This window comes from Catenulispora sp. GAS73 (assembly GCF_041262085.1).
Classification (GTDB): domain Bacteria; phylum Actinomycetota; class Actinomycetes; order Streptomycetales; family Catenulisporaceae; genus Catenulispora.
This window is the reverse complement of record NZ_JBGCCM010000001.1, coordinates 562,256-580,425: the sequence shown is the minus strand read 5'-3', so window position 1 is coordinate 580,425 and position 18,170 is coordinate 562,256. Positions and strand designations below refer to the sequence as shown.

At 69.5% G+C, this 18,170-nt stretch carries 15 protein-coding genes and 2 pseudogenes; 12 read left to right on the top strand and 5 right to left on the bottom strand.

Going from position 1 to position 18,170, the window contains the following annotated elements; genetic code table 11:
* The 3 genes and pseudogenes from ABH935_RS02485 to ABH935_RS02475 form a co-directional block, all read right to left on the bottom strand.
* A pseudogene (locus ABH935_RS02485) lies at positions 1-502 on the bottom strand (cytochrome P450); the annotation flags it as partial.
* A gap of 52 nt (positions 503-554) precedes the next feature.
* Entirely contained in the window at positions 555-2,012 is a 1,458-nt protein-coding gene (locus ABH935_RS02480; RefSeq protein WP_370376099.1) for an MFS transporter, read from the bottom strand.
* 106 nt (positions 2,013-2,118) lie between these two features.
* Positions 2,119-3,264: a helix-turn-helix domain-containing protein gene (locus tag ABH935_RS02475; RefSeq protein WP_370376098.1), complete on the bottom strand. Its 1,146-nt coding sequence runs from the start codon at positions 3,262-3,264 to the stop codon at positions 2,119-2,121.
* Between the two features lie 160 nt (positions 3,265-3,424).
* On the opposite strand from ABH935_RS02475, the gene ABH935_RS02470 reads away from it, so the two are divergent.
* The 12 genes from ABH935_RS02470 to ABH935_RS02415 all read left to right on the top strand — a co-directional run bounded on the left by ABH935_RS02470 (position 3,425) and on the right by ABH935_RS02415 (position 16,964).
* Positions 3,425-4,876: an MFS transporter gene (locus tag ABH935_RS02470; RefSeq protein ID WP_370376097.1), complete on the top strand. Its 1,452-nt coding sequence runs from the start codon at positions 3,425-3,427 to the stop codon at positions 4,874-4,876.
* 88 nt (positions 4,877-4,964) lie between these two features.
* The gene (locus ABH935_RS02465; protein WP_370376096.1) at positions 4,965-5,423 is read left to right on the top strand and encodes a nuclear transport factor 2 family protein; all 459 of its coding nucleotides are present in this window, start codon (positions 4,965-4,967) and stop codon (positions 5,421-5,423) included.
* 22 nt (positions 5,424-5,445) lie between these two features.
* Entirely contained in the window at positions 5,446-6,054 is a 609-nt protein-coding gene (locus tag ABH935_RS02460) for an NADPH-dependent F420 reductase (RefSeq protein WP_370376115.1), read from the top strand.
* Positions 6,055-6,221: 167 nt separating this feature from the next.
* On the top strand, positions 6,222-7,277 hold the full coding sequence (locus tag ABH935_RS02455; RefSeq protein WP_370376095.1) for a 3-oxoacyl-ACP synthase III family protein: 1,056 nt from the start codon (positions 6,222-6,224) through the stop codon (positions 7,275-7,277).
* 41 nt (positions 7,278-7,318) lie between these two features.
* On the top strand, positions 7,319-7,546 hold the full coding sequence (locus ABH935_RS02450) for an acyl carrier protein (RefSeq protein WP_370376094.1): 228 nt from the start codon (positions 7,319-7,321) through the stop codon (positions 7,544-7,546).
* Positions 7,543-8,367, top strand: coding sequence for a 2-oxo acid dehydrogenase subunit E2 (locus ABH935_RS02445; protein WP_370376093.1), 825 nt, complete (start codon positions 7,543-7,545; stop codon positions 8,365-8,367). Before ABH935_RS02450 ends, ABH935_RS02445 begins: the two co-directional genes overlap by 4 nt.
* Positions 8,364-9,458, top strand: a complete 1,095-nt coding sequence (locus ABH935_RS02440) for an alpha/beta hydrolase (RefSeq protein ID WP_370376092.1) — start codon at positions 8,364-8,366, stop codon at positions 9,456-9,458. The genes ABH935_RS02445 and ABH935_RS02440 overlap by 4 nt, the downstream gene beginning before the upstream one ends.
* Before the next feature lie 37 nt (positions 9,459-9,495).
* A complete protein-coding gene (locus ABH935_RS02435) occupies positions 9,496-9,942 on the top strand; it encodes a MarR family winged helix-turn-helix transcriptional regulator (protein ID WP_370376091.1) in 447 nt (148 codons plus the stop codon).
* Between the two features lie 390 nt (positions 9,943-10,332).
* Entirely contained in the window at positions 10,333-10,809 is a 477-nt protein-coding gene (locus ABH935_RS02430; protein WP_370376090.1) for a helix-turn-helix domain-containing protein, read from the top strand.
* 91 nt (positions 10,810-10,900) lie between these two features.
* The gene (locus ABH935_RS02425) at positions 10,901-14,131 is read left to right on the top strand and encodes a tetratricopeptide repeat protein (protein ID WP_370376089.1); all 3,231 of its coding nucleotides are present in this window, start codon (positions 10,901-10,903) and stop codon (positions 14,129-14,131) included.
* Between the two features lie 162 nt (positions 14,132-14,293).
* Positions 14,294-14,497: a DUF397 domain-containing protein gene (locus ABH935_RS02420; RefSeq protein WP_370376088.1), complete on the top strand. Its 204-nt coding sequence runs from the start codon at positions 14,294-14,296 to the stop codon at positions 14,495-14,497.
* An 82-nt stretch (positions 14,498-14,579) separates the two neighbouring features.
* Positions 14,580-16,964, top strand: a complete 2,385-nt coding sequence (locus ABH935_RS02415; protein ID WP_370376087.1) for an NB-ARC domain-containing protein — start codon at positions 14,580-14,582, stop codon at positions 16,962-16,964.
* Positions 16,965-17,091: 127 nt separating this feature from the next.
* Here ABH935_RS02415 and ABH935_RS02410 read toward each other — a convergent pair whose 3' ends face one another.
* Both ABH935_RS02410 and ABH935_RS02405 read right to left on the bottom strand, forming a co-directional pair.
* Positions 17,092-17,889 carry a transglutaminase-like domain-containing protein gene (locus tag ABH935_RS02410; RefSeq protein ID WP_370376114.1) on the bottom strand — a complete coding sequence of 266 codons (798 nt, stop codon included), beginning with the start codon at positions 17,887-17,889 and terminating at the stop codon, positions 17,092-17,094.
* Positions 17,890-17,975: 86 nt separating this feature from the next.
* A pseudogene (locus tag ABH935_RS02405) lies at positions 17,976-18,128 on the bottom strand (transposase); the annotation flags it as partial.
* Positions 18,129-18,170: the final 42 nt, after the last annotated feature.

The following is an 18,170-nucleotide window of genomic DNA, read 5'->3' as shown; positions in this document are numbered from 1 at the left end:
ACGGCACCCCCAACAACTCACAAATCACCAACGACGGCACCGGCAACGACACCGACCCCACCAAATCCCCCGGCCGCCCACCCTCCAACAAACCCCGAACACACCCATCCACAATCTCCTGAACCCGCCCCCGCAACCCCTCCACCCGACGCACCGTAAACTCCGACACCACCAAACGCCGATGCACTGCGTGCTCCGGAGCGTCCATCCAGGTCAGCCAGCCCTTGACCTGTCCGGCGAGGGCGTTCTGACCGGGCGTCAGGGCCGGGAAGCCCGGTTCGGCCCGGTGGACGCTGAGTCTGTTGTCGGCGAGCAGTTGCCGGGCGAGCGCGTGCGCGGTCACCAGCCACGTCACCCGGCCGGTCGGCAGCCGGACCCGCGTGACCGGCGCCTCCTGCCGCAGCTGCGCATACTTCGCCGGCGGCGCCATCGGACACCCCCGCGGCATCGGAAACGACGGCAACTCATCCTCGGCCACGGGGGCCGTCTCCAGGTCGGTCATCAGTACTCCCTCACTTTCTCCGGGCTTTCATCGCGGGCGCCGAACGCGGTTTTCAACGCGCTTCCCCTTCAAGCTGCAATTCGCTGACAGCCGCGACGCGCAGCGCCTCGATCCGCGCCGAGCTTGAGGTGCCGCGCCGTAGCGCGAGCGGCAACGTCACGGCGACGCTCCCGAGCACGACCACGGCGCCGGTCAGAAACGCCTCGGTGTAGCTGTACGCGGCCGGCAGGACGCCGTGCCGCGCCACGCTGTTCGCGAGCAGCGTGCCGGCCACGTCGGTGCCCACCGCCGTGCCGACCGACCTCATCAGTGTGTTCACACCGGTGGCCTCGCTAGTGCTCCGCGCCGGCACGTTGTCGATGATCAGGATCGGCATCGCCGAGAACGCGAAGCCGACGCCGACGAGCAGCACGCAGGCGTCCGCGGCGACCGCGAGCGGCGAACCGTGCGCGGCGGCCAGCAGCACCAGGCCGATCGTGGACAGCGCGGCGCCGAGCACGAAGGGCCGGCCGGCGCCGAACCGCAGCGCCATCCGGCCGGCCAGCGGACCGACGAGCGTCATCAGCACGCAGCCGGGCAGCAGCAGTGCGCCGGCCTCGGTGGCACCGGTGCCGAAGCCGTAGCCGGTCGCCTTCGGGGTCTCGGCGAGCCGCGGGATGATGGAGAACGCGTCGAGCATGCCGAAGCCGATGAGCAGCGCGGCGAGGTTGGCGAGCAGGACGTCGCGGCGGGCCAGCAGGCTGACGTCGACCATCGGGGCGCGGCGCCGGCGCTCCAGCGCCAGGAAGCCGGTCAGCACGATCAGGCCTGTGACGATCAGCGCGTAGGCCCTGCCGTGCCAGACCTGGGTCTGGCTGACCCCGATCAGCAGCGCCACCAGGCCCGCGGCCAGCACGGCGGCGCCGGGCAGGTCGAGCCGGCCGGCGGCGCGCCGGGCGGAGTCGGGCAGGACTGCCCGGACCGCGGCGGCCGAGCCCAGCGCCGTCACGACGCTGAAGCCGAAGATCCAGCGGTAGCTGAAGTGGTCGACGAACAGGCCGCCGAGCACCGGCCCGAGCCCGGCGCTCAGGCCGGTGAGCGAGGCGAGCAGGCCGACGGCCACCGTGCGCCGGCGCGGTGGGAAGAGGTCGCCGGCGATGCCGAAGCCGAGCGGGAACACGGCGCTGCCCGCGCCCTGGAGTATCCGGCCGACGAGCATGACGGGCAGGTCGCCGGCGAAGGTGCTGACGGCGCTGCCCACGGCCAGCACCAGCAGCGACCAGATCAGCACGCGGCGGCGTCCGATCAGGTCGCCGAGGCGGCCGAGCACGGGGGTGAACACGGCGTCTGCGACGCCGGCGCTGATCATCACCCACACCACCGCGCGGGTGCTGGTGTGCAGGCTGATCCGCATCGCGGTGAGGGCCGAGGCCATCGAGGTCTGTTCGAGTGCGAAGGCGAGCGTGGCGGCGAGCAGGACCGCCAGGCCCAGACCGGGGCGTCGGACCTGCCCGGGGCCGAAGGTGGTCAACGTCTTCTCCCTGCCGTGAGATCGCTGGGGATCGTTCCGAGGACGTCATCCTCGGCAGGCGGGCTAAAGGCGGGCTAAACGGTCCGACCAGCGGCGCGGCCGGAAATTAACGGGCCGACTTCTGATCTGTGACCGGCCGGATCATGGGCAGCACGATCTCGTCGACCACGGTGGCCAGATACTCGTCGGTGATGTCCGGGCGGACCGTGAGCCGGTGGTAGATGAGCATCGCCGGGCCCACGTTGGCCACCTCGGCGGTGGCGGCGCGCGGCTCGACCTCGCCGCGGTCCACGCCCCGGCGCAGCGCGGCGAGGATCATCCGCCGGCACGGGTCCGACACGCGGCGGCGCACCACGGCGCGCACCAGGTCGGTGCCCGGACCCGGTTCGGCCTGGATGGCGTGGAAGGCCGCGCTGTGCTTGGACTCGAAGGCCTCCCGCATGCACGCGAGCAGGGCGAGCAGGTCCTCGCGGACGCTCTGGCCGGGCGTGACCTCGGTCGGGGAGGGTAGCGCGTCCTGCAACGCGTCGGCGACCAGCGCCTCCTTGTTGGGCCAGCGCCGGTAGAGCGCTGTCTTTCCGGTGCGCGCCTGGGCTGCGACGCCCTCCATGGTCAGCCGCGAGTAGCCGACCGCGTCCAGCTGCGCGAAGACGGCCTCGAAGATCGCGCTGCGCAGCTGCTCGCCGCGTCGCCGCGCGGCGACGTCCTCCTCGGGGGAGGCCGGCTGTGCGGCCGGGACGCCGCCGGTGTCCGCGGCCGGGACGGCCGAGCCGGATGCGGCCGCAGACTCGGACGCCGACTGGGACCCCGACTCGGACCCCAACTGGGACCCCGACTCGGACCCGGCGCCGCGCCGGATCCGCCCGACGCTCGCCCTGGACAAGCCGGTCCGCTCGGCGAGCGCCGCGTCGGTCCAGCGGACCGCGCCCTCAGGCGGCGGCTGGGAGGCCGCAGCGCGCACCCGCGCCACCCGATCCGCGTCGATCTCCGGAGGCCGTCCGGGGCGCGGCCGGTCGCTGAGCCCGTCCAGACCCTCGCGCATGAACCGGTTGCGCCACTTGGACACGGCGTCCCTGTCGATTCCGAGTTCCTCGGCGATCTCAGTGTTCTCCCGGCCTTCGGCGCAGGCGAGCACGATGCGGGCGCGCTGCGCCGCGATCGGCCGGTCCGCGTCCCCGGCGCGGGCCCGCAGTTCCCGTAGCTCCAGCGGGCCGAGCGTGACCTCGGCGGACGGACGTCCCCTGCGCACCATGACGGCCATCCTATATTTACCCGACGCATTTATCGAGCACGGCGCCGCCGTCCGAGTTTTGTGAACGGTACCGCTCCCCGGATCGCGCTCGGTGGGGTAAATTTGACGGTAATAAGGAACTGGTCCGTACACTAAGCCCTCGCGCACACCGGGAGTCCGTATGTCCGCCACCAGCGCTCAGACCGAGCAATCCCCGCCGCTGCCGCTGCGCAGGCGGCGGCCCAACGTCGTCCTGGCCATCGTGCTGCTGTGCCAGTTGATGATCGGACTGGACGCGACGATCGTCAACATCGCGCTGCCCGACATCCGTCCGGCGCTGCATTTCTCCACCACCGGCCTGGCCTGGGTGTTCAACGCCTACACGCTCGCCTTCGGCGGTCTGCTGCTGCTCGGCGGCCGGTTCGGCGACATCCTCGGCCGGCGCCGGGCCTTCGTCGGCGGCTCGCTGGTGTTCACCGCGGCCTCGCTGGCCGGCGGCCTGGCGACGGACTCCGCGTGGCTGGTGATCGCGCGCATCGTGCAGGGCATCGGCGGCGCCTTCGCGTCCCCGAGCGTGCTCGCGCTGATCGCGACGAACTTCGAGGAGGGCCCGCGCCGCAACCGGGCACTGAGCCTGTTCTCCGCGATGTCGAGCGCCAGCCTGGCGATAGGCCTGATCCTCGGCGGGATCCTCACCGAGTACGCGAACTGGCGCTGGGTGTTCTTCGTCAACGTGCCGATCGGCCTGGCCATCGCGCTGCTCGCGCCGATGTTCATCGACGAGACCGAGCGCCACCCCGGACGCTTCGACGTGCTGGGCGCGGTGCTGGCCACGACCGGCGTCGGCGGACTGGTCTACGGGTTCATCCGTGCCTCCTCCAACGGCTGGTCGGACAGCCAGACGATCGGCGCCTGCGCCGTCGGCGCGGTGCTGATCGCGATCTTCGTGGTCAACGAATCGCGCGCCTCGCAGCCGATCATGCCGCTGCGCCTGTTCAAGGAACGCAACCGGGCCGGCGCCTTCGTCAACATGCTGCTGGTCCCGGCGACCATCTTCGACATCATCTACTTCGTCACCCAGTTCCTGCAGGAGATCCGCGGCTACACCCCGGTGCGCACCGGGCTCGCCTTCCTGCCGCTGACCATCGCGATCTTCGCCACGGTGCGCACCGTGCCGCGGCTCATCCAGCGCTTCAGCACCAAGCCGGTGATGGTCGTCGGCACGGTCCTGGTCACCGGCGCGATGTTCTGGCTCTCCCGGCTGCACGCCGGCAGCGGGTACGCGGCGGCGGTGCTCGGGCCGCTGCTGCTGGCCGGCATCGGCGTGGGCCTGTCCACGGTGCCGCTGACGATCACGATCCTGTCGGGCGTGGACAAGAAGGACTCCGGAGCGGCCTCCGGGGTGCTGCAGACCATGCAGTGGATCGGCGGCGGAGCGCTCGGCCTGGCCGTGCTGGTCACGGTCTTCGGGACCGCGGTGCGCGGCTCGTCCCCGGCCGGCGGGGCCCTGACGCCGACCGCGCAGACCCACGGCATCGCCACCGCGTTCGCGGCGGGCACCGGCTTCACCGCGCTCGCCTTCCTGATCTCGCTCGTGGTGATCCGCACGGTCAGGCCCGCGCCGCGCCGGTGAGCCGGCCGGCGGCGAAAGGCCGACTTTAGCCCGCCGCCGGAAAATCAAGCCGCCGAGATGAACCGCCGCAGATCCGGAAGGACTCCAGATGACCGACACGACTAGCCGGCGTACCCCGCGCGAGGTCTTCGCCCTGATCCAGCGCGCCACGCTGGAGAAGGACATGTCCGCGTTGGCGGATCTGTACGCTCCCGACGCCGTGCACGAGTGGCCGTTCCCGCCGGTCGGCCTGGCCGGCGCCGCGCTGCGGGGGGCCGAGCAGATCCGCAAGACGCTGGAGGCCGCCGGGAAGTCGACCGTGCTCGACTTCCGCGAGTTCGGCGCCGTCGACATCCTCGACACCGCCGATCCGGACGTCATCGTCGTCGAGTACGAACTCGGCGGCGTGGTCGCCGCGACCGGCGAGGACTTCCTGTTCCGCTACATCATGGTGCTGCGGGTCGTGGACGGAATGATCGTCTCGCTGCGCGACTACTTCAACCCGATCGCCAACGCCGCGGCCACCGGCCGGCTCGCCGTCCTCGCCGAGAGCGCCGCCGCGCGCTGACCTTCCCCGCTCTGTCAGCACCATCGAAAGGAAGAACATGAAGATCGCCGTCATCGGCGCCGGAAAGATCGGCCAGGCGGTCGGGCGCCCGCTGGTGCGGGCCGGCCACGAGGTCGCCTACGGGATCCGCAACCCCGAGCACAAGCCGGACGTCGAGGGCGCCGCCGTCACCGACATCGCCGCCGCGCTCAAGGACGCGGACGCCGTGCTGCTCGCCGTCCTGGGCCTGGCGGTGCCCGAGGTGACCGAGGCCCACGCGGCCGCCCTGGAGGGCAAGGTGGTCATCGACGCCTCCAACCGCTTCGACGGCGGACCGTTCAACAACTTCGCCGCGGTGAACGCCGCCGGCGGACGGTACGTCAGGGCCTTCAACATCCTCGGCCACGAGGTGATCGCCGAGCCCGAGGTGGACGGCGTGATCGCGGACCAGTACTTCAGCGCCGAGGACGAGCAGGCCCGGGCGGTCGGCGCGCAGCTGATCCGCGACGTCGGCCTGCGCCCGGTGTACGTCGGCGGCAACGACACGCTGGACATCCTGGACGCGATCGTCAAGCTGGTGATCGCGCTCGCCTTCAAGCAGGACTGGGGACGGGTCATCGCGTTCCGCACCCTCGGCGGATCGAACAGCTGAGTCTGTCCGGCGAGGCGAGACGGCTGTAGCGGGCCCGGATCCGGTCGAGGCCGGATCCGGGCCCCGCTGCGTCGGCGCGTCGGCGCAGCCTGCCGAAAGCCGCGCTTTAGCTCGGCCGCCGAGCATGGAGAGGAAAGGCCCGTCCTGCCCACACCCTGGAGGCCCCCATGCCGAGCCCCCCTGAAATCACGGTCCTGTCCGCCGCGACCGAACTACCGGGAGCCGCGGTGGACAACGCGGCGCTCGCCAAGCTGCTGGGCATGCCGCAGCAATGGGCCGACTGGGTCGACACGTTCGTCGGCACCCGCACCCGGCACCTGGCGGTCGATCCGGCCAGCGGCATCTCCATCGCCAGCCTGGCCGACCTCGGCACCGAGGCCGCCCGGCGCGCGCTGGAGCAGGCCGGGACGACGCCGGCCGACATCGGTCTGGTGGTGATGGCCACGGCGATGCCGGACACGCTCATCCCGACCACCGTCAACGTGATCGCCGACCGGCTCGGCATCGACGGCGTGCCGACCTACCAACTGCAGTCCGGCTGCAGCGGGGCGTTCCAGGCCCTGGAACTCGCCGCGCACCTGCTGCGCGGCGGGGTCGCCGGCACGGCGCTGGTCATCGGCGGAGACCGGGTCACCAAGCATCTGGATCTGGGCACGGACTTCGCCGCGCTGCCGCCCGCCGAACTCGTCAGCGTCGTGATGTTCGGCGACGGTGTCGGCGCCGCGGTCCTGGACGCGCGGCCGGGAACCGAACGGACCGGCGGCGTGCGCGTGCACCACGCCTTCACCCGGCTGACCGGCGCCGGCCGCGACCCCGGGCACGTGCTGGAGTGGTACGGCATGGCCGATCTGGCCGGCGACCGGCCGGCGTTCTCCCGCGAGGACTACAAGCAGATCGAGGCCTCGGTCCCGGCGATGACCGCCGCGATCGTGAACGAGCTGGTCGAGGCCTCCGGATGGGGGCCCGCCGAGTTCGACTACCTGATGCCGCCCCAGCTCTCCGGCCGGATGACCGAGCGGATCGTGCGCGAGCTCACCGAGGCCGGCCTGTCCGAGGCGCACGAGATCAGCTGCGTGCGCGAGACCGGCAACGTGGGTAACGCGACGCCGTTCTTCCAGCTCGAACGGCTGCTGCGGACGATGCTGCCGGGGGAGCGCGCGCTCGGGGTCTCGGTCGAGTCGAGCAAGTGGATCAAGGCCGGTCTCACGTTGGAGAAGTCATGAACGGCCGGGTGACCGAGCTGACGACGCGAGGGAGTGCAGCGGTGGACAGTATCGAGGAGTTCGTCGCGCTGCTGCGCGACCAGGTGGGCCTGGAGCTCACGGCGCAGGACGCGCCGAAGCAGCTCAGCGAGATCGACGGCTGGGACTCGCTGCACCTGCTGTGGGTCCTCACGGCGGTCGAGCGGCGCACCGGCCAGGCCGTGTCGCTGCCCGACCTGCTGGAGGCCGGCACGCTGGAGGACGTCTACCGAGTGGCGGTGGGCTCGTGACCCGCCCGGCCCAGGTGGCCCCGCTGGCGCGCGAGCGCGCGCACACGCTCTACTTCCTGGACGGTATCAGGGCGATCTCGCCGGTCTTCCTGGACACCGAGGTCGACATGTCCGCCGTGCTCGCCCACCGTGCCGAGGCGCGCGCCGAGCAGGTGCGCTACTCCGTCGTGACGTACGTGCTGCACGAGGCCGCGCGGGTGCTCGTCCGGCACCCGGAGGCGAACGTGGCCATCGCCCGCGGCCGGTGGCGCTCCCGGCTCGCGCGCTACGACGGCGCACACGGCAAGCTCACGCTTGACCGGACGCTCGGCGGGCAGCGGGTAGTGCTCTCCGCGGTGCTGCCCGACCTCGACAGCGCCGACCTGGACACCATCCAGAGCCGCATCGACTACTACCGGGACGGCGATCCGGAGGTGATGCCCGAGTTCGCCGGAGTGCGGACGCTGCACCGCCTGCCCCGACCGGTCGGCGCCTTCGCCTTCCGGCGGCGCGTCGGCGGGCTCGGTGCCCGCGCGGCGATCCTCGGGACCTTCGCGGTGACCTCGCTGGGGCACCGGCCGGTGGACGGGTTCCATTCGGTCGGCGGGACGACGATCACGCTCGGAGTCGGGCGGATCGCCGAGCGGCCGACCGTACAGGAGGGCCGGATCGTCGCGGCCCCGCTGATGCGCCTGAACCTCGCCTTCGACCATCGGGCGATCGACGGCGCGCTGGCCGCGGACGTGCTGGCCGAGATCAAGGAGGCGCTCGAACACTTCGGCCTCGACGCACCGCGGCCGCACGCGCGGGCCGCCGAGGCCGGATTGGTGGCCGAGCAGTGAACGACATCGCCGAACTCAAGCAGTACGTCCTCGCGCACGCGCGCATCCAGGGCATCCCGCGCGCCCAGTACCGCGCCGTGCTCGACCGCATCCGCACCGACGACGAGGGCGCGCCCGACTCCTGGGCCGTGCAGTGGACCCGCGCGGGTGAGGAACTCCAGCGGGCCGGCAAATCGCTCGAAGCCGTCCGCATGTTCAACATGGGCCGCTTCCCCTACGTCGACGGGCCCGCGAGGCTGGCGGCGCTGAACGCGTGCGTCGAATCCTTCGACGGCTGGCGCAAGCAGAACTCGACGATCGAGGAGATCCAGGCCGAGGCGCCGGGCGGCCGGCTGCGCTGCTGGGCCGACGGCCTCTCGGCCGAGGCGCCGCGGCCGGTGGCGCTGGTGCTCGGCGGGATCGTGAGCGTCAAGGAGCAGTGGGCCCCGCTGCTTCCGCTGCTCAAGCGGCAAGGCTTCGCGGGCGTGGTGGCCGAGATGCCCGGCGTCGGCGAGAACGCGCTCCGGTACACGCCGGAGAGCTGGCGCATGCTCTCCTGCGTGCTCGACAGCATCAAGGACCGCGCCCAGGTCGCGGACACGTACGCGATCTGCCTGAGTTTCAGCGGCCACATGGCGCTGCGCTGCGCCCTGGAGGACCCCAGAATCCGCGCGGTGATCACCGTCGGCGCCCCGGTGAGCGACTTCTTCACCGACGTCGCGTGGCTGCACGGAGTGCCCCGCGTGACGATCGACACGCTCGGGCACATATCCGGGATGCCGGACGCGGCGGCGGACGGCCGCCTCAGCCCCTGGGCACTGTCCACCGAGCAACTCGCGGCCCTCGACGTGCCGGTGCACTACCTGGCGAGCAAGCGCGACGAGATCATCCCGCCCGGCGACGTCAAGGTACTGCGCAAACACGTGGCGAACCTGCACCTGGCCGAGAACGACGACGTGCACGGCTCCCCGGAGCACGCGGCGGAGTCCCGGCTCTGGGTCGTGAACTCCCTGCTGCACGCGCACGGCGAGAAGGGCGCGCGGGTCCGGGCTCTGCGGGCGATGCTCGCCCTGGCGCGGCTCCGGGGGAAGCTGGGGCGGGCGCGCTCGTAGGCCGGGGGCGGCGGCTGGTGCTGGGGCCATCATGAACATGGCGGACGAACATCAAGAACCGCGGTTGGCCGTACTCGACGAGGCCTACATCGAACTCGACAAGGAGCTGTCAGCGTTCTTCACCCTCGTCGTGTGCGCGCTGACGCAGAACCCCGAGATCGGCATGATGAGCGTCCTGTCTTCCGTAGCCGCGCACGGCCCCGCCCGCCTGAGCAAGGTCGCACAGCACGTAGGACTCGACCCGTCCACCGTGTCACGCCACGTCCAGAACCTGGAGCGCGCAGGCCTCCTGCAGAAGGCCGCCGACCCCACAGACCGCCGCGCCACGCAGCTGCACGTGACGGCCGCAGGCCTGGCGCGCCTCGAAGAGGCATGGCGGCGCCGGGCTGCGCTCATTCGGGACGGACTGTCGCAGTGGGCGCCGGAGGATCTTCGGCGGTTCAGGGTTCTGTTGGAACGGTTCGCTGAGGATGTTGTGCGGTGAGGCCGCCACTGTCTGGGCCGATCGGGGTTGGAGGGCCCTGATATCTGGGAAAAGCTACATCGTGGACATCTCGTCCTGTCGCTCCACGCCAGCCGGGTCGGGGCGTACTGCTCTTGAGCATGCAGCCGCCCCGGTCTCGCCTACAGGCGCCCGAACAGGTGCCCGAACAGGTGCCAGACCCAGCACGGTGGCGGGCTGGCGGCCAGGGCGGTCCCTATCGCTTGGAGCATGGAGTGCCTCTCTGGGGAATCATGAACGTAGCTGGCACAGGCGACAACTGTTGCACCCTACCGGTAGAGCACTGGCATTCACATCATCGCGGTGTAAGGGCGATAGGCTCGAACGCACGAACGAAAGCTGGGGAATTTCGATCGGTGAGGTGACAGCGGCATGGACCCGTCCTGGGTAGCCGAGTCCGACCTCGGCGATCTTGTGTATGTCCTGACTATGGCGAGGCGTAGACGCAATGCGTTCCACCGCCGGCCCGCTCTATCCGCGCGCTTGGGCGTAACGGTTTCGACGTTGAGCGACTGGGAGGCCGGTCGTGACGCGCCCACTCTCCTGCACCTCATCCGCTGGGCCCTTATGTTCGACCTTCGCCTCGTGATTTGCGGTGAGGACGGCGACTACCCGCTCCCCGAATTGGGGGATGAAGCGTACGAGGCTCGACGTCTGCTGCATGCGCTCGGGGACATCCGCAGAGGGCTGTCCGTGACGCAACTTCGGCTCAGTGAGCGGCTCGGTGTCACCGAGACGACCATCCATCGCTGGGAGCACGCTCTCAGGCATCCCCGCATGCTGAGCCTGATGCGCTGGGCTCACGAGCTCGGCTGCGTCATCCAGCTGCGTTCGCTGAATCTCTCATAGGATCTGGAGCCCTCTCGCGAGGCGGTGTATGAGTAAAAGGAGTGAAATACATACCCGCATAGGGTGAGGGGGTACAAAAGTGTATTTCCGCGTGCTTGGCCCCATAGAGATCTGGGCCGAAGACCGCCGTATCCCGGTCGGCGCCTCGAAGGCCCAGCACGTGTTAGCCATCCTCCTGCTCGCCTCCGGCCTGTCCGTCTCGGCCCGGAGCATCGCCGACCGTCTGTGGGACGGCAATCCGCCGATCAAGGAACGCGAGACGCTGCAGGTGTACATCTCACGGCTTCGCACCAAATTGCGCGAAGCCGGCGACACGGTGGGCCTGATCCGCGCCAGCAGTTCCGGCGGCTACCTCCTCGACGTCCCCGCCGAACTCGTCGACGCTCGGCGCTTCGATCAAGCGGTCACTCGCGCCCGGACCACCGCCGTCTCCGACCCCGAGGCGGCGATTCCTTTGTTCCGCCAGGCGGAGGCGTTGTGGGGCGGGGAGCCGTTGGCGGGGCTCGCCGGGCAGTGGGCGGACGGGACCAGACACGCGCTCTGGGAACGCCGGCGCTCCGCCGTCCTGACGCGTATCGATCTTGAGCTGATGCTCGGCAGCGATCCCGACGAACTGGTCAGCGAGCTCGCGGCGCTCACCGCGATCGGCGGGGTGGACCAGGCCGCGGTCGGCATGCTGATGCGCGCGCTGGCCCAGGCGGGCCGGCTGGCGGACGCGCTGTCAGCGTTCCGGACGACGCGGGCCCGGCTGCGTACGGAACTCGGCGCCGAGCCGAGCCCTGAACTGCAGTCCATCCACCAGCGGATCCTGAAAGGCGAGCCGACCTCGCGGCACCCGAGGCGGCGCGGTCCGACCGACTCCGCCGCAGGAACGCGCACCTCCTCTGGTGCGGCTCCGGAGCAGCCGGCAAAGCCACCCGACACCCTCGATCGGGGCCCGCGCCGCCTGATCGGCCGTGAGGCCGAGCTGGCCGCGGCGCTGGAGACGATCCGCACAGACCTCAGAACGGAATCGGACAGACCCGCCATCTACGCCGTCGACGGTATGCCGGGTATCGGCAAAACCTCCTTCGCCATCCGAATCGCGCGCCTTCTGCGTGCGGACTGCCCCGACGGCCAGATCCAGATCAACTTCCGCAGCCATCACCCGCACCAAAGCCCGATAGGCCCGCTGGAAGCGCTGCGCCAACTCCTCGACGAGATCGACGCCCCGGTCCAGGACGTCGGGCGTGCCGAGTCGATAGACGCCCTCGCGGCCCTGTGGCGCCGCCGAATCCGGGGCAAGCGCCTGCTCCTGCTGCTCGATGACGTCCTGGACCTTGAGCAGGTCGAGTGCCTGCTTCCCACCTCGCCCGGCGCTGTGGTCCTGCTGACCTCACGCCGACAACTCGGTACCGTGTCCGGCCTTCGCGAGCGCTCGCTGAGCACCCTGCCCGACGAGGCCACGCGCGCCTTGCTCGCCGAAATCACCGAGCGCGAGTTCACTGCGGACGCCGATATCGAACCCCTGAAACGCTTCACCGCGCACTGCGGCGGTGTGCCGTTGGCGATCACCGTGGCCGCGGCGCATCTCCGCAAGCGCCCCAACTGGGCTCTGAGCGATCTCGTCGCGCGCCTGGACGCCCCGGGCCAGCGGTCGGCGGACGACCAGATCACCGGACCGGTCGACAGTGCCTTCTCCTTGTCCTTCTACTCGCTCCCGGCACATCTGCGGACCCTGCTGTGCCGGTTGGCCGGACACCCGGGCCCTGACATCGGCCTGGCTGCCGCCGCGGCGCTCGCCCGATCCGATGCCACGAGCACCGACCTGGCGATGGACGCACTCGTGGAGCATCGTCTGGTCGAGGAGACCACGCGGCACCGCTATCGCCTCCACGATCTGATCCGGGAGTTCGCGCTCGACCGCGCCTGGCACGAGCAGACCCTCGATGACGTCGAGAACGCGGTTCACCGCGCGTTCTTGCTCTACCTGCACACGGCCGAACGCGCCGGCCGGACGCTCTATCCGTACTACCCGGTCGTGGACAAGGATTCTCAGACGCTGCCGATCACCGGCCCCGCCGAGTCCGTGGACATCGCGATCGACGTCGACACTCGCAAATCGGTACGCGCGTGGCTGGATCTGGAATACGCGAACCTGAGCGCGATGCTGGACTTCGCATCGGCACACGGCTGGCGCCGACCGCCGACCTCGCTCCTGCACGTCCTGGCCGGGCACCTCGACAGGCGTGGACACTGGCGCGAGGCAATCCAGCTGCTACGCAAAGCCGCTACTGCCGCTACCGCCGCTTCCTCCGGCCCAACGGAAAGTACCGACGGTGCCGAGGACTTCGCGACCGTCGCACAGATCCACACCGATCTCGCGGCGTTCTACGCCCGGGTCGGAGAATTCGACGAGGCGCTGGCCCACGCCGGCGAAGCCGTCGCCGTCTGGACCGTGAACGGCCACCGCTACGGCCAGGCCGAGGCGATGTTGCACACCGGCCGCATCCACTGGCTCGCCGGACGCCGCACCGAAGCCGTCGAGGACTTCCGGGCGGCCGCCGAGATGTTCGGCAGCGTGGGCGCCCCGGACCGGCGCGCGACCGCCGAGTACCACCTCGGCATCGGACTGTTCGAACTGGGGCAGCTCAGCGAGGCCTTCGAATGCGTCCAGCGGGTCCTCCGCGCCGTCGTCGCGCTGGACGACGGAGAACTGCGATGCGACGTCCTCATCAACCTCGGGAAGATGCACCTGATCGCCGACGAGTGCGACGCCGCGATGGCCTACTTCCACCAGGCTCAGCCGTTGGCCGCCGACTACGGCGACCCCCAGTGCCTGGTGGCGCTCGCCACCAACATCGGCGCGGTCCACCGGCGCCGTGGACAGGCCGATCTGGCTCTCGCCTCGTTCCGCGAAGCTCTTGCCTTGGCCCGCGCCGGCGCCGACCATCGCAACGAGGTCGAGATCCTGGTGGAAGCCGGCGGTGCCCACACCGATCTCGGCAACCACGGCATCGCGGTGCGCCAACTGAGTCGCGCGCTCCGACTGGCAGAGGAAGGCGGGGACCCGTTGCAGATCGCCCGCGTATATCTGGCCACGGGGATCCTCCACCAGCGCCAGGGGGATCACACGGCCGCCTTGGCCTGTTTCACGAAGGCCCTGGCCGAATCCGAGGCCGCACAGGCCCCGTTGGACCAAGCACACGCGCTCCGTGCCATGGGTGAATTGCTGGCCCGCGAAGAGCCGACCGCCGGCCGCCGATTGCTAGCTCAAGCCAAAGCTCTCTATCAGCGTCTGGGCCTCACTCGGGCCGCGTCGGCGATGGCGCCGAGCCGGTGATCCCGATGGCGAACCGGACGGGCAGAAGTGCGAATCCGCGGATGCAAGCGTTACGTCAAGCCGACAGCAAGGAGTCTGAAGTGTTGCTGCGGAATCCTCTGAGAGTAGGCGGCAACGGGAATGGTGAACCCCTGATGCCGAACCTTTCGGGGAGGAGGAGCCATGGGCTCGAACGGGTGCGGGAATTGGTTCAAGAGCAGCTTCAGCGCCGATGACAAGGACTGCGTGGAGGTGTGGTTCGCTGCCGGCGCCGCACACGTCCGCAGCAGCAACGACCGCCAGGGCGCCGTCCTGGTGTTCAACCGGGGTGAGTGGGAGTCGTTCCTGCTCGGGGCATTCAACGGCGAGTTCGAGATGCCCATCTGACAGCCAAATCTTGACACAGCGCGGCCCGTCGACTGCGGGCCGCGCATCGGCACGCCCTGAAGACGTTGGACACGGGACCTTCATGGAGGCGGTCACGATGGGGACAACTCGGTCTGCCGGTCCCGGAAACCCCGACCACCCCGACCGCCCCGACAGCTCGCGCCATTCGTCGACCACGATGTCCGGCACCGCGCGCGACGTCGTGCAGGCTCGCGACGTCCGTGGAGGAGTCCATTTCCACTATCAGACACGCTTCGGCGTGCCGCCCGCGCTGTCGCTCACACCGCCGCGCCAACTTCCAGGAGCCCTTCCGCTGTTTGTCGGGCGTGAGCGTGAGTTGGAGCGGTTGCGAGCGATGGTGGAGAACGACGAAGCGAACTCGCGAAGCGGGACACAGGTAGCGGTCATCGTCGGGACCGGGGGTGCGGGGAAGACTTCACTGGCACTCCGATTCGCGCACGAGGTCCGTACCAGCTACCCGGACGGCCAACTCTTCATCGACCTTCGCGGGTATTCCTCCGACGACCCACTGCCACCGGCCACGGCTCTGAACCGATTTCTGCGGGCCCTGGGGATACCGGCGTCCGATATCCCCCACGAGATCGAAGAGCGAGTCGAGCTCTTCCGCTCGCTGACTGCCGACCGCGCGATGCTCATCGTCCTCGACAACGTGGGGACGGCCGGACAAGCCAGGGTCCTGCTTCCGGGCAGTGGCGATTCGCTGGTGCTCATCACGAGCCGGGGCCGGCTGCCGACGCTCTCCAGGTTCATCGGCGCGGCGCGCATCGACCTCGGTCTGCTCGACGCCGAGGATTCGGCTGCCCTGTTGGTCTCGGCGATGTGCGACTTCAGGGATGCCGAGGGCTCAGCGATCGCCGAGCTCGCCGCTTTGTGCGCCGGCCTGCCGCTGGCGCTGCGCATCGCTGCGGAGCGGGCCATCGTCCGGCCTTCCACCCCGCTCAGAGCAGTGATCGACGGCTTACGGCAGCAGGCGTTGCTGCTCACGACGGACGGGGTGACAGAGATGTCGGACATGCCAGCGGAGTCGCAGCCTGCTGAGTCGGTCTTCGCTTGGTCCTATCGCCACCTGCCGGAATCGGCTGCCCGCGTCTTCCGTCTCGTCGGGCTGCATCCAGGCGCCGATTTCGGCCAGGATTCAGCTGCGGCGCTGGTAGCCATGCCTGCGCAGCAGACGGGGGAGTATCTCGACGCGCTCACCGGGGCGCACCTGCTTGAGCGGACTGCATCGGGGCGGTTCCAGTTCCACGATCTGCTTCGGGCCTTCGCCGTACACGCAGCGGAACGGCAAGAAACTGCCGAGGCCAGGCAGGCGGCGCTGCGTCGACTCGCGGACTTCTACGTGGACGCCATCGCTAATGCTGCCTCGCGGATGGGGGAAGACCGCGCGTCGTCGATCGCCTGGTACGACGGGGAGAAGGACACCATCGTGGCGATCGCCAGGATGGCCGCAGCGCAGAGGTTCGACGACGTCTGCTGGCGGCTGCCGGTAGTCGGTGAGCCGCTGTTCGATGTGGAACGGGACTTCGAACATTGGCTGGAGACGGCCGGCCTCGGCCTGACAGCGGTGGTACGTCTTGTGGACCCGGCTGCCGAGGCGGCGGTGCGCAACACGTTCGGGGCAGCCCTTAAAGGGGCTAGAGAATACCGGCGCGCGATTGAGCAGCATTCAGCCGCTCTCGCACTGTTCGAGGCACTCGGTGATCGGCAGGGGATTGCCCGCGCCGCGAATCGCGCGGCGGTGGCTCACCTGCTGCTTCGAGAGTTCCCAGAAGCGGTGGAGCACCTTCACCACGCGCTGGACGCCCTTCACCCGGACGATCCCGGCACGATGCGGCAGATCGTGCTCGGCAACCTCGCTGAGTGCTACCTGGATATGGGCTTACCGGAGGAGGCGTTGCGGATTGCCGAGACTCTTCCGCCGGCAGTGTCCCCGGGAACCGCGGATGATTCGCATCCGCCCGTGGCGAACTCGGTTCGCTTGATCAGGGCCTATACCGAGCTGGGTATGTTCGCCGATGCCGAGCGCTGGTTTGAGGTTTACGACAATCTGACCGCGAACATGCGCCACCAGATGCTCTTGGCCGGCGCCGCGCTGCGGCTCGAACAAGGGCGCTTGGAAGAAGCGCTGGCATATTACGAATCCTGTTTGGAGATACAGTCCACCGCGCGAGTACGGGGCGAAGCGGACGCCCTCGACGGGATGGGGCAGGTGCTACGGCGTCTCGGAAACATGTCCGAGGGGCTTGCCTTTCACCGCGACGCAGTGGTGATACGCCGCCGCGACGGAGACCCCTACGAGCTGGCGAAGACCCTGTGCTTCTTGTGCGAGTCCTACCGGGAGCTCTCAAACAGTCCACAGGCTGAAGAGGTTCGGGACGAGGCGTTGGAGCTTCTCATGCCCTTCCGCGACCGCAAAGCGGATGAGATCCGCCGAAGGCTCGACTGATCGCGCTGAACGCCGGCGAACGTTCCGGCTGTCGACCGGATGTCGGTCTATCGGCACGCCCGCCAGGTCGAGATCGCGCTCTCCGTGGCCTGGAGCCTGACCCCTTTAGCCCTTCTCAGGGCTGGTTCTATCGCGCGACGGCATCCGCTGGCGGCTGCAAGTCCGGGTACAGGGCAAAGCACTCCTTGATTGTCTCGACCGATTCCGCGGTTGCCGCGTGACGAGAGAGGATGTCGAGTGACGTGTCGAGTTCGTCATGCGGCTGATCGAGAGGATCGACCTGGAGACGCTCGCACCAGTACCAGCCGGCGACCTCGACCTTGTTGAGGGCCGCGACGTCATTGATCAGACTGCCTCGCAATTCGTCCCAGCCCCAGAGTTCTCCGTTGCCGTACAAAGCTGGCGGCGCAGCGCCGCCGCGACATTGGTTCCACGCGGTCAGGCCGTCTTGGAAGTCATCACTGGTCAGGTCGCCGCGTCCGATCTGAGGGTCCGTGAGCCGCCAGCCGTTACCATCCCAGAACTCGACCACCCAGTGGTCGATCCACCGTCGCGCCTCGAAGTAGCTGGCGAAGCCGCACCGAACGCGGGCCGGCGTACCGGTGGCGCGCAGCAAGGCGCAGTGCAGCAGCGCGAAGTGGTAGCAGAAGCCGACCATCCTGCCCTCGGGGGGCCGCTCGAAACTCAGGGAAGCCGGGTCGAGGCTGAACACGTTGTCCAAGATCGCTTCGGCACCGACGGTCTCCATGTGCGACATGCGATCGGGTGGAAGCTGCAGACCCTGAACCTTCGCGGTGAAGTTGTGGACAAGCAACCCTCGCACGATTGCGCTGAGCGCCTGCGGGTCGGCCGGAAGGTCGCGCGAGAGGTCTGTGTGGCGCCCGAGGTCGGAGGTCGGGCTCGGTTGCCGGTAAAAGCGGGTCATCTCACTCACGAGCGAAAAGGTAGCGCCTACTACCGACATCGGATGTTAGTAAGCCACCTCGTCGCTTCGCGTGCGGCGGGCTGATCTCGAACCGGCGGGACGGCCTCGATCAGCGGGATCAGCTGGGTGACATCGTTGCGGTTGCCGCCGGTCACGACCGCGGCCAACGGGATGCCGTGGGCCTCGACGATCACGTGGTGGTTGCCGCCGGTCTTGCCCCTATCCACCGGGGACGGGCCGGTAGCCCCGGAAGCGTGAAAGCCTTATTCGTTGCGAGTCCT

Excerpts from the sequence above, each read along its gene's own strand:
- ABH935_RS02475 (WP_370376098.1), bottom strand. The coding sequence starts at position 3,264 with ATGGTGCGCAGGGGACGTCCGTCCGCCGAGGTCACGCTCGGCCCGCTG.
- ABH935_RS02470 (WP_370376097.1), top strand. The coding sequence starts at position 3,425 with ATGTCCGCCACCAGCGCTCAGACCGAGCAATCCCCGCCGCTGCCGCTG.
- ABH935_RS02465 (WP_370376096.1), top strand. The coding sequence starts at position 4,965 with ATGACCGACACGACTAGCCGGCGTACCCCGCGCGAGGTCTTCGCCCTG.
- ABH935_RS02455 (WP_370376095.1), top strand. The coding sequence starts at position 6,222 with ATGCCGAGCCCCCCTGAAATCACGGTCCTGTCCGCCGCGACCGAACTA.
- ABH935_RS02435 (WP_370376091.1), top strand. The coding sequence starts at position 9,496 with ATGGCGGACGAACATCAAGAACCGCGGTTGGCCGTACTCGACGAGGCC.
- ABH935_RS02430 (WP_370376090.1), top strand. The coding sequence starts at position 10,333 with ATGGACCCGTCCTGGGTAGCCGAGTCCGACCTCGGCGATCTTGTGTAT.
- ABH935_RS02420 (WP_370376088.1), top strand. The coding sequence starts at position 14,294 with ATGGGCTCGAACGGGTGCGGGAATTGGTTCAAGAGCAGCTTCAGCGCC.
- ABH935_RS02415 (WP_370376087.1), top strand. The coding sequence starts at position 14,580 with ATGGAGGCGGTCACGATGGGGACAACTCGGTCTGCCGGTCCCGGAAAC.
- ABH935_RS02410 (WP_370376114.1), bottom strand. The coding sequence starts at position 17,889 with ATGACCCGCTTTTACCGGCAACCGAGCCCGACCTCCGACCTCGGGCGC.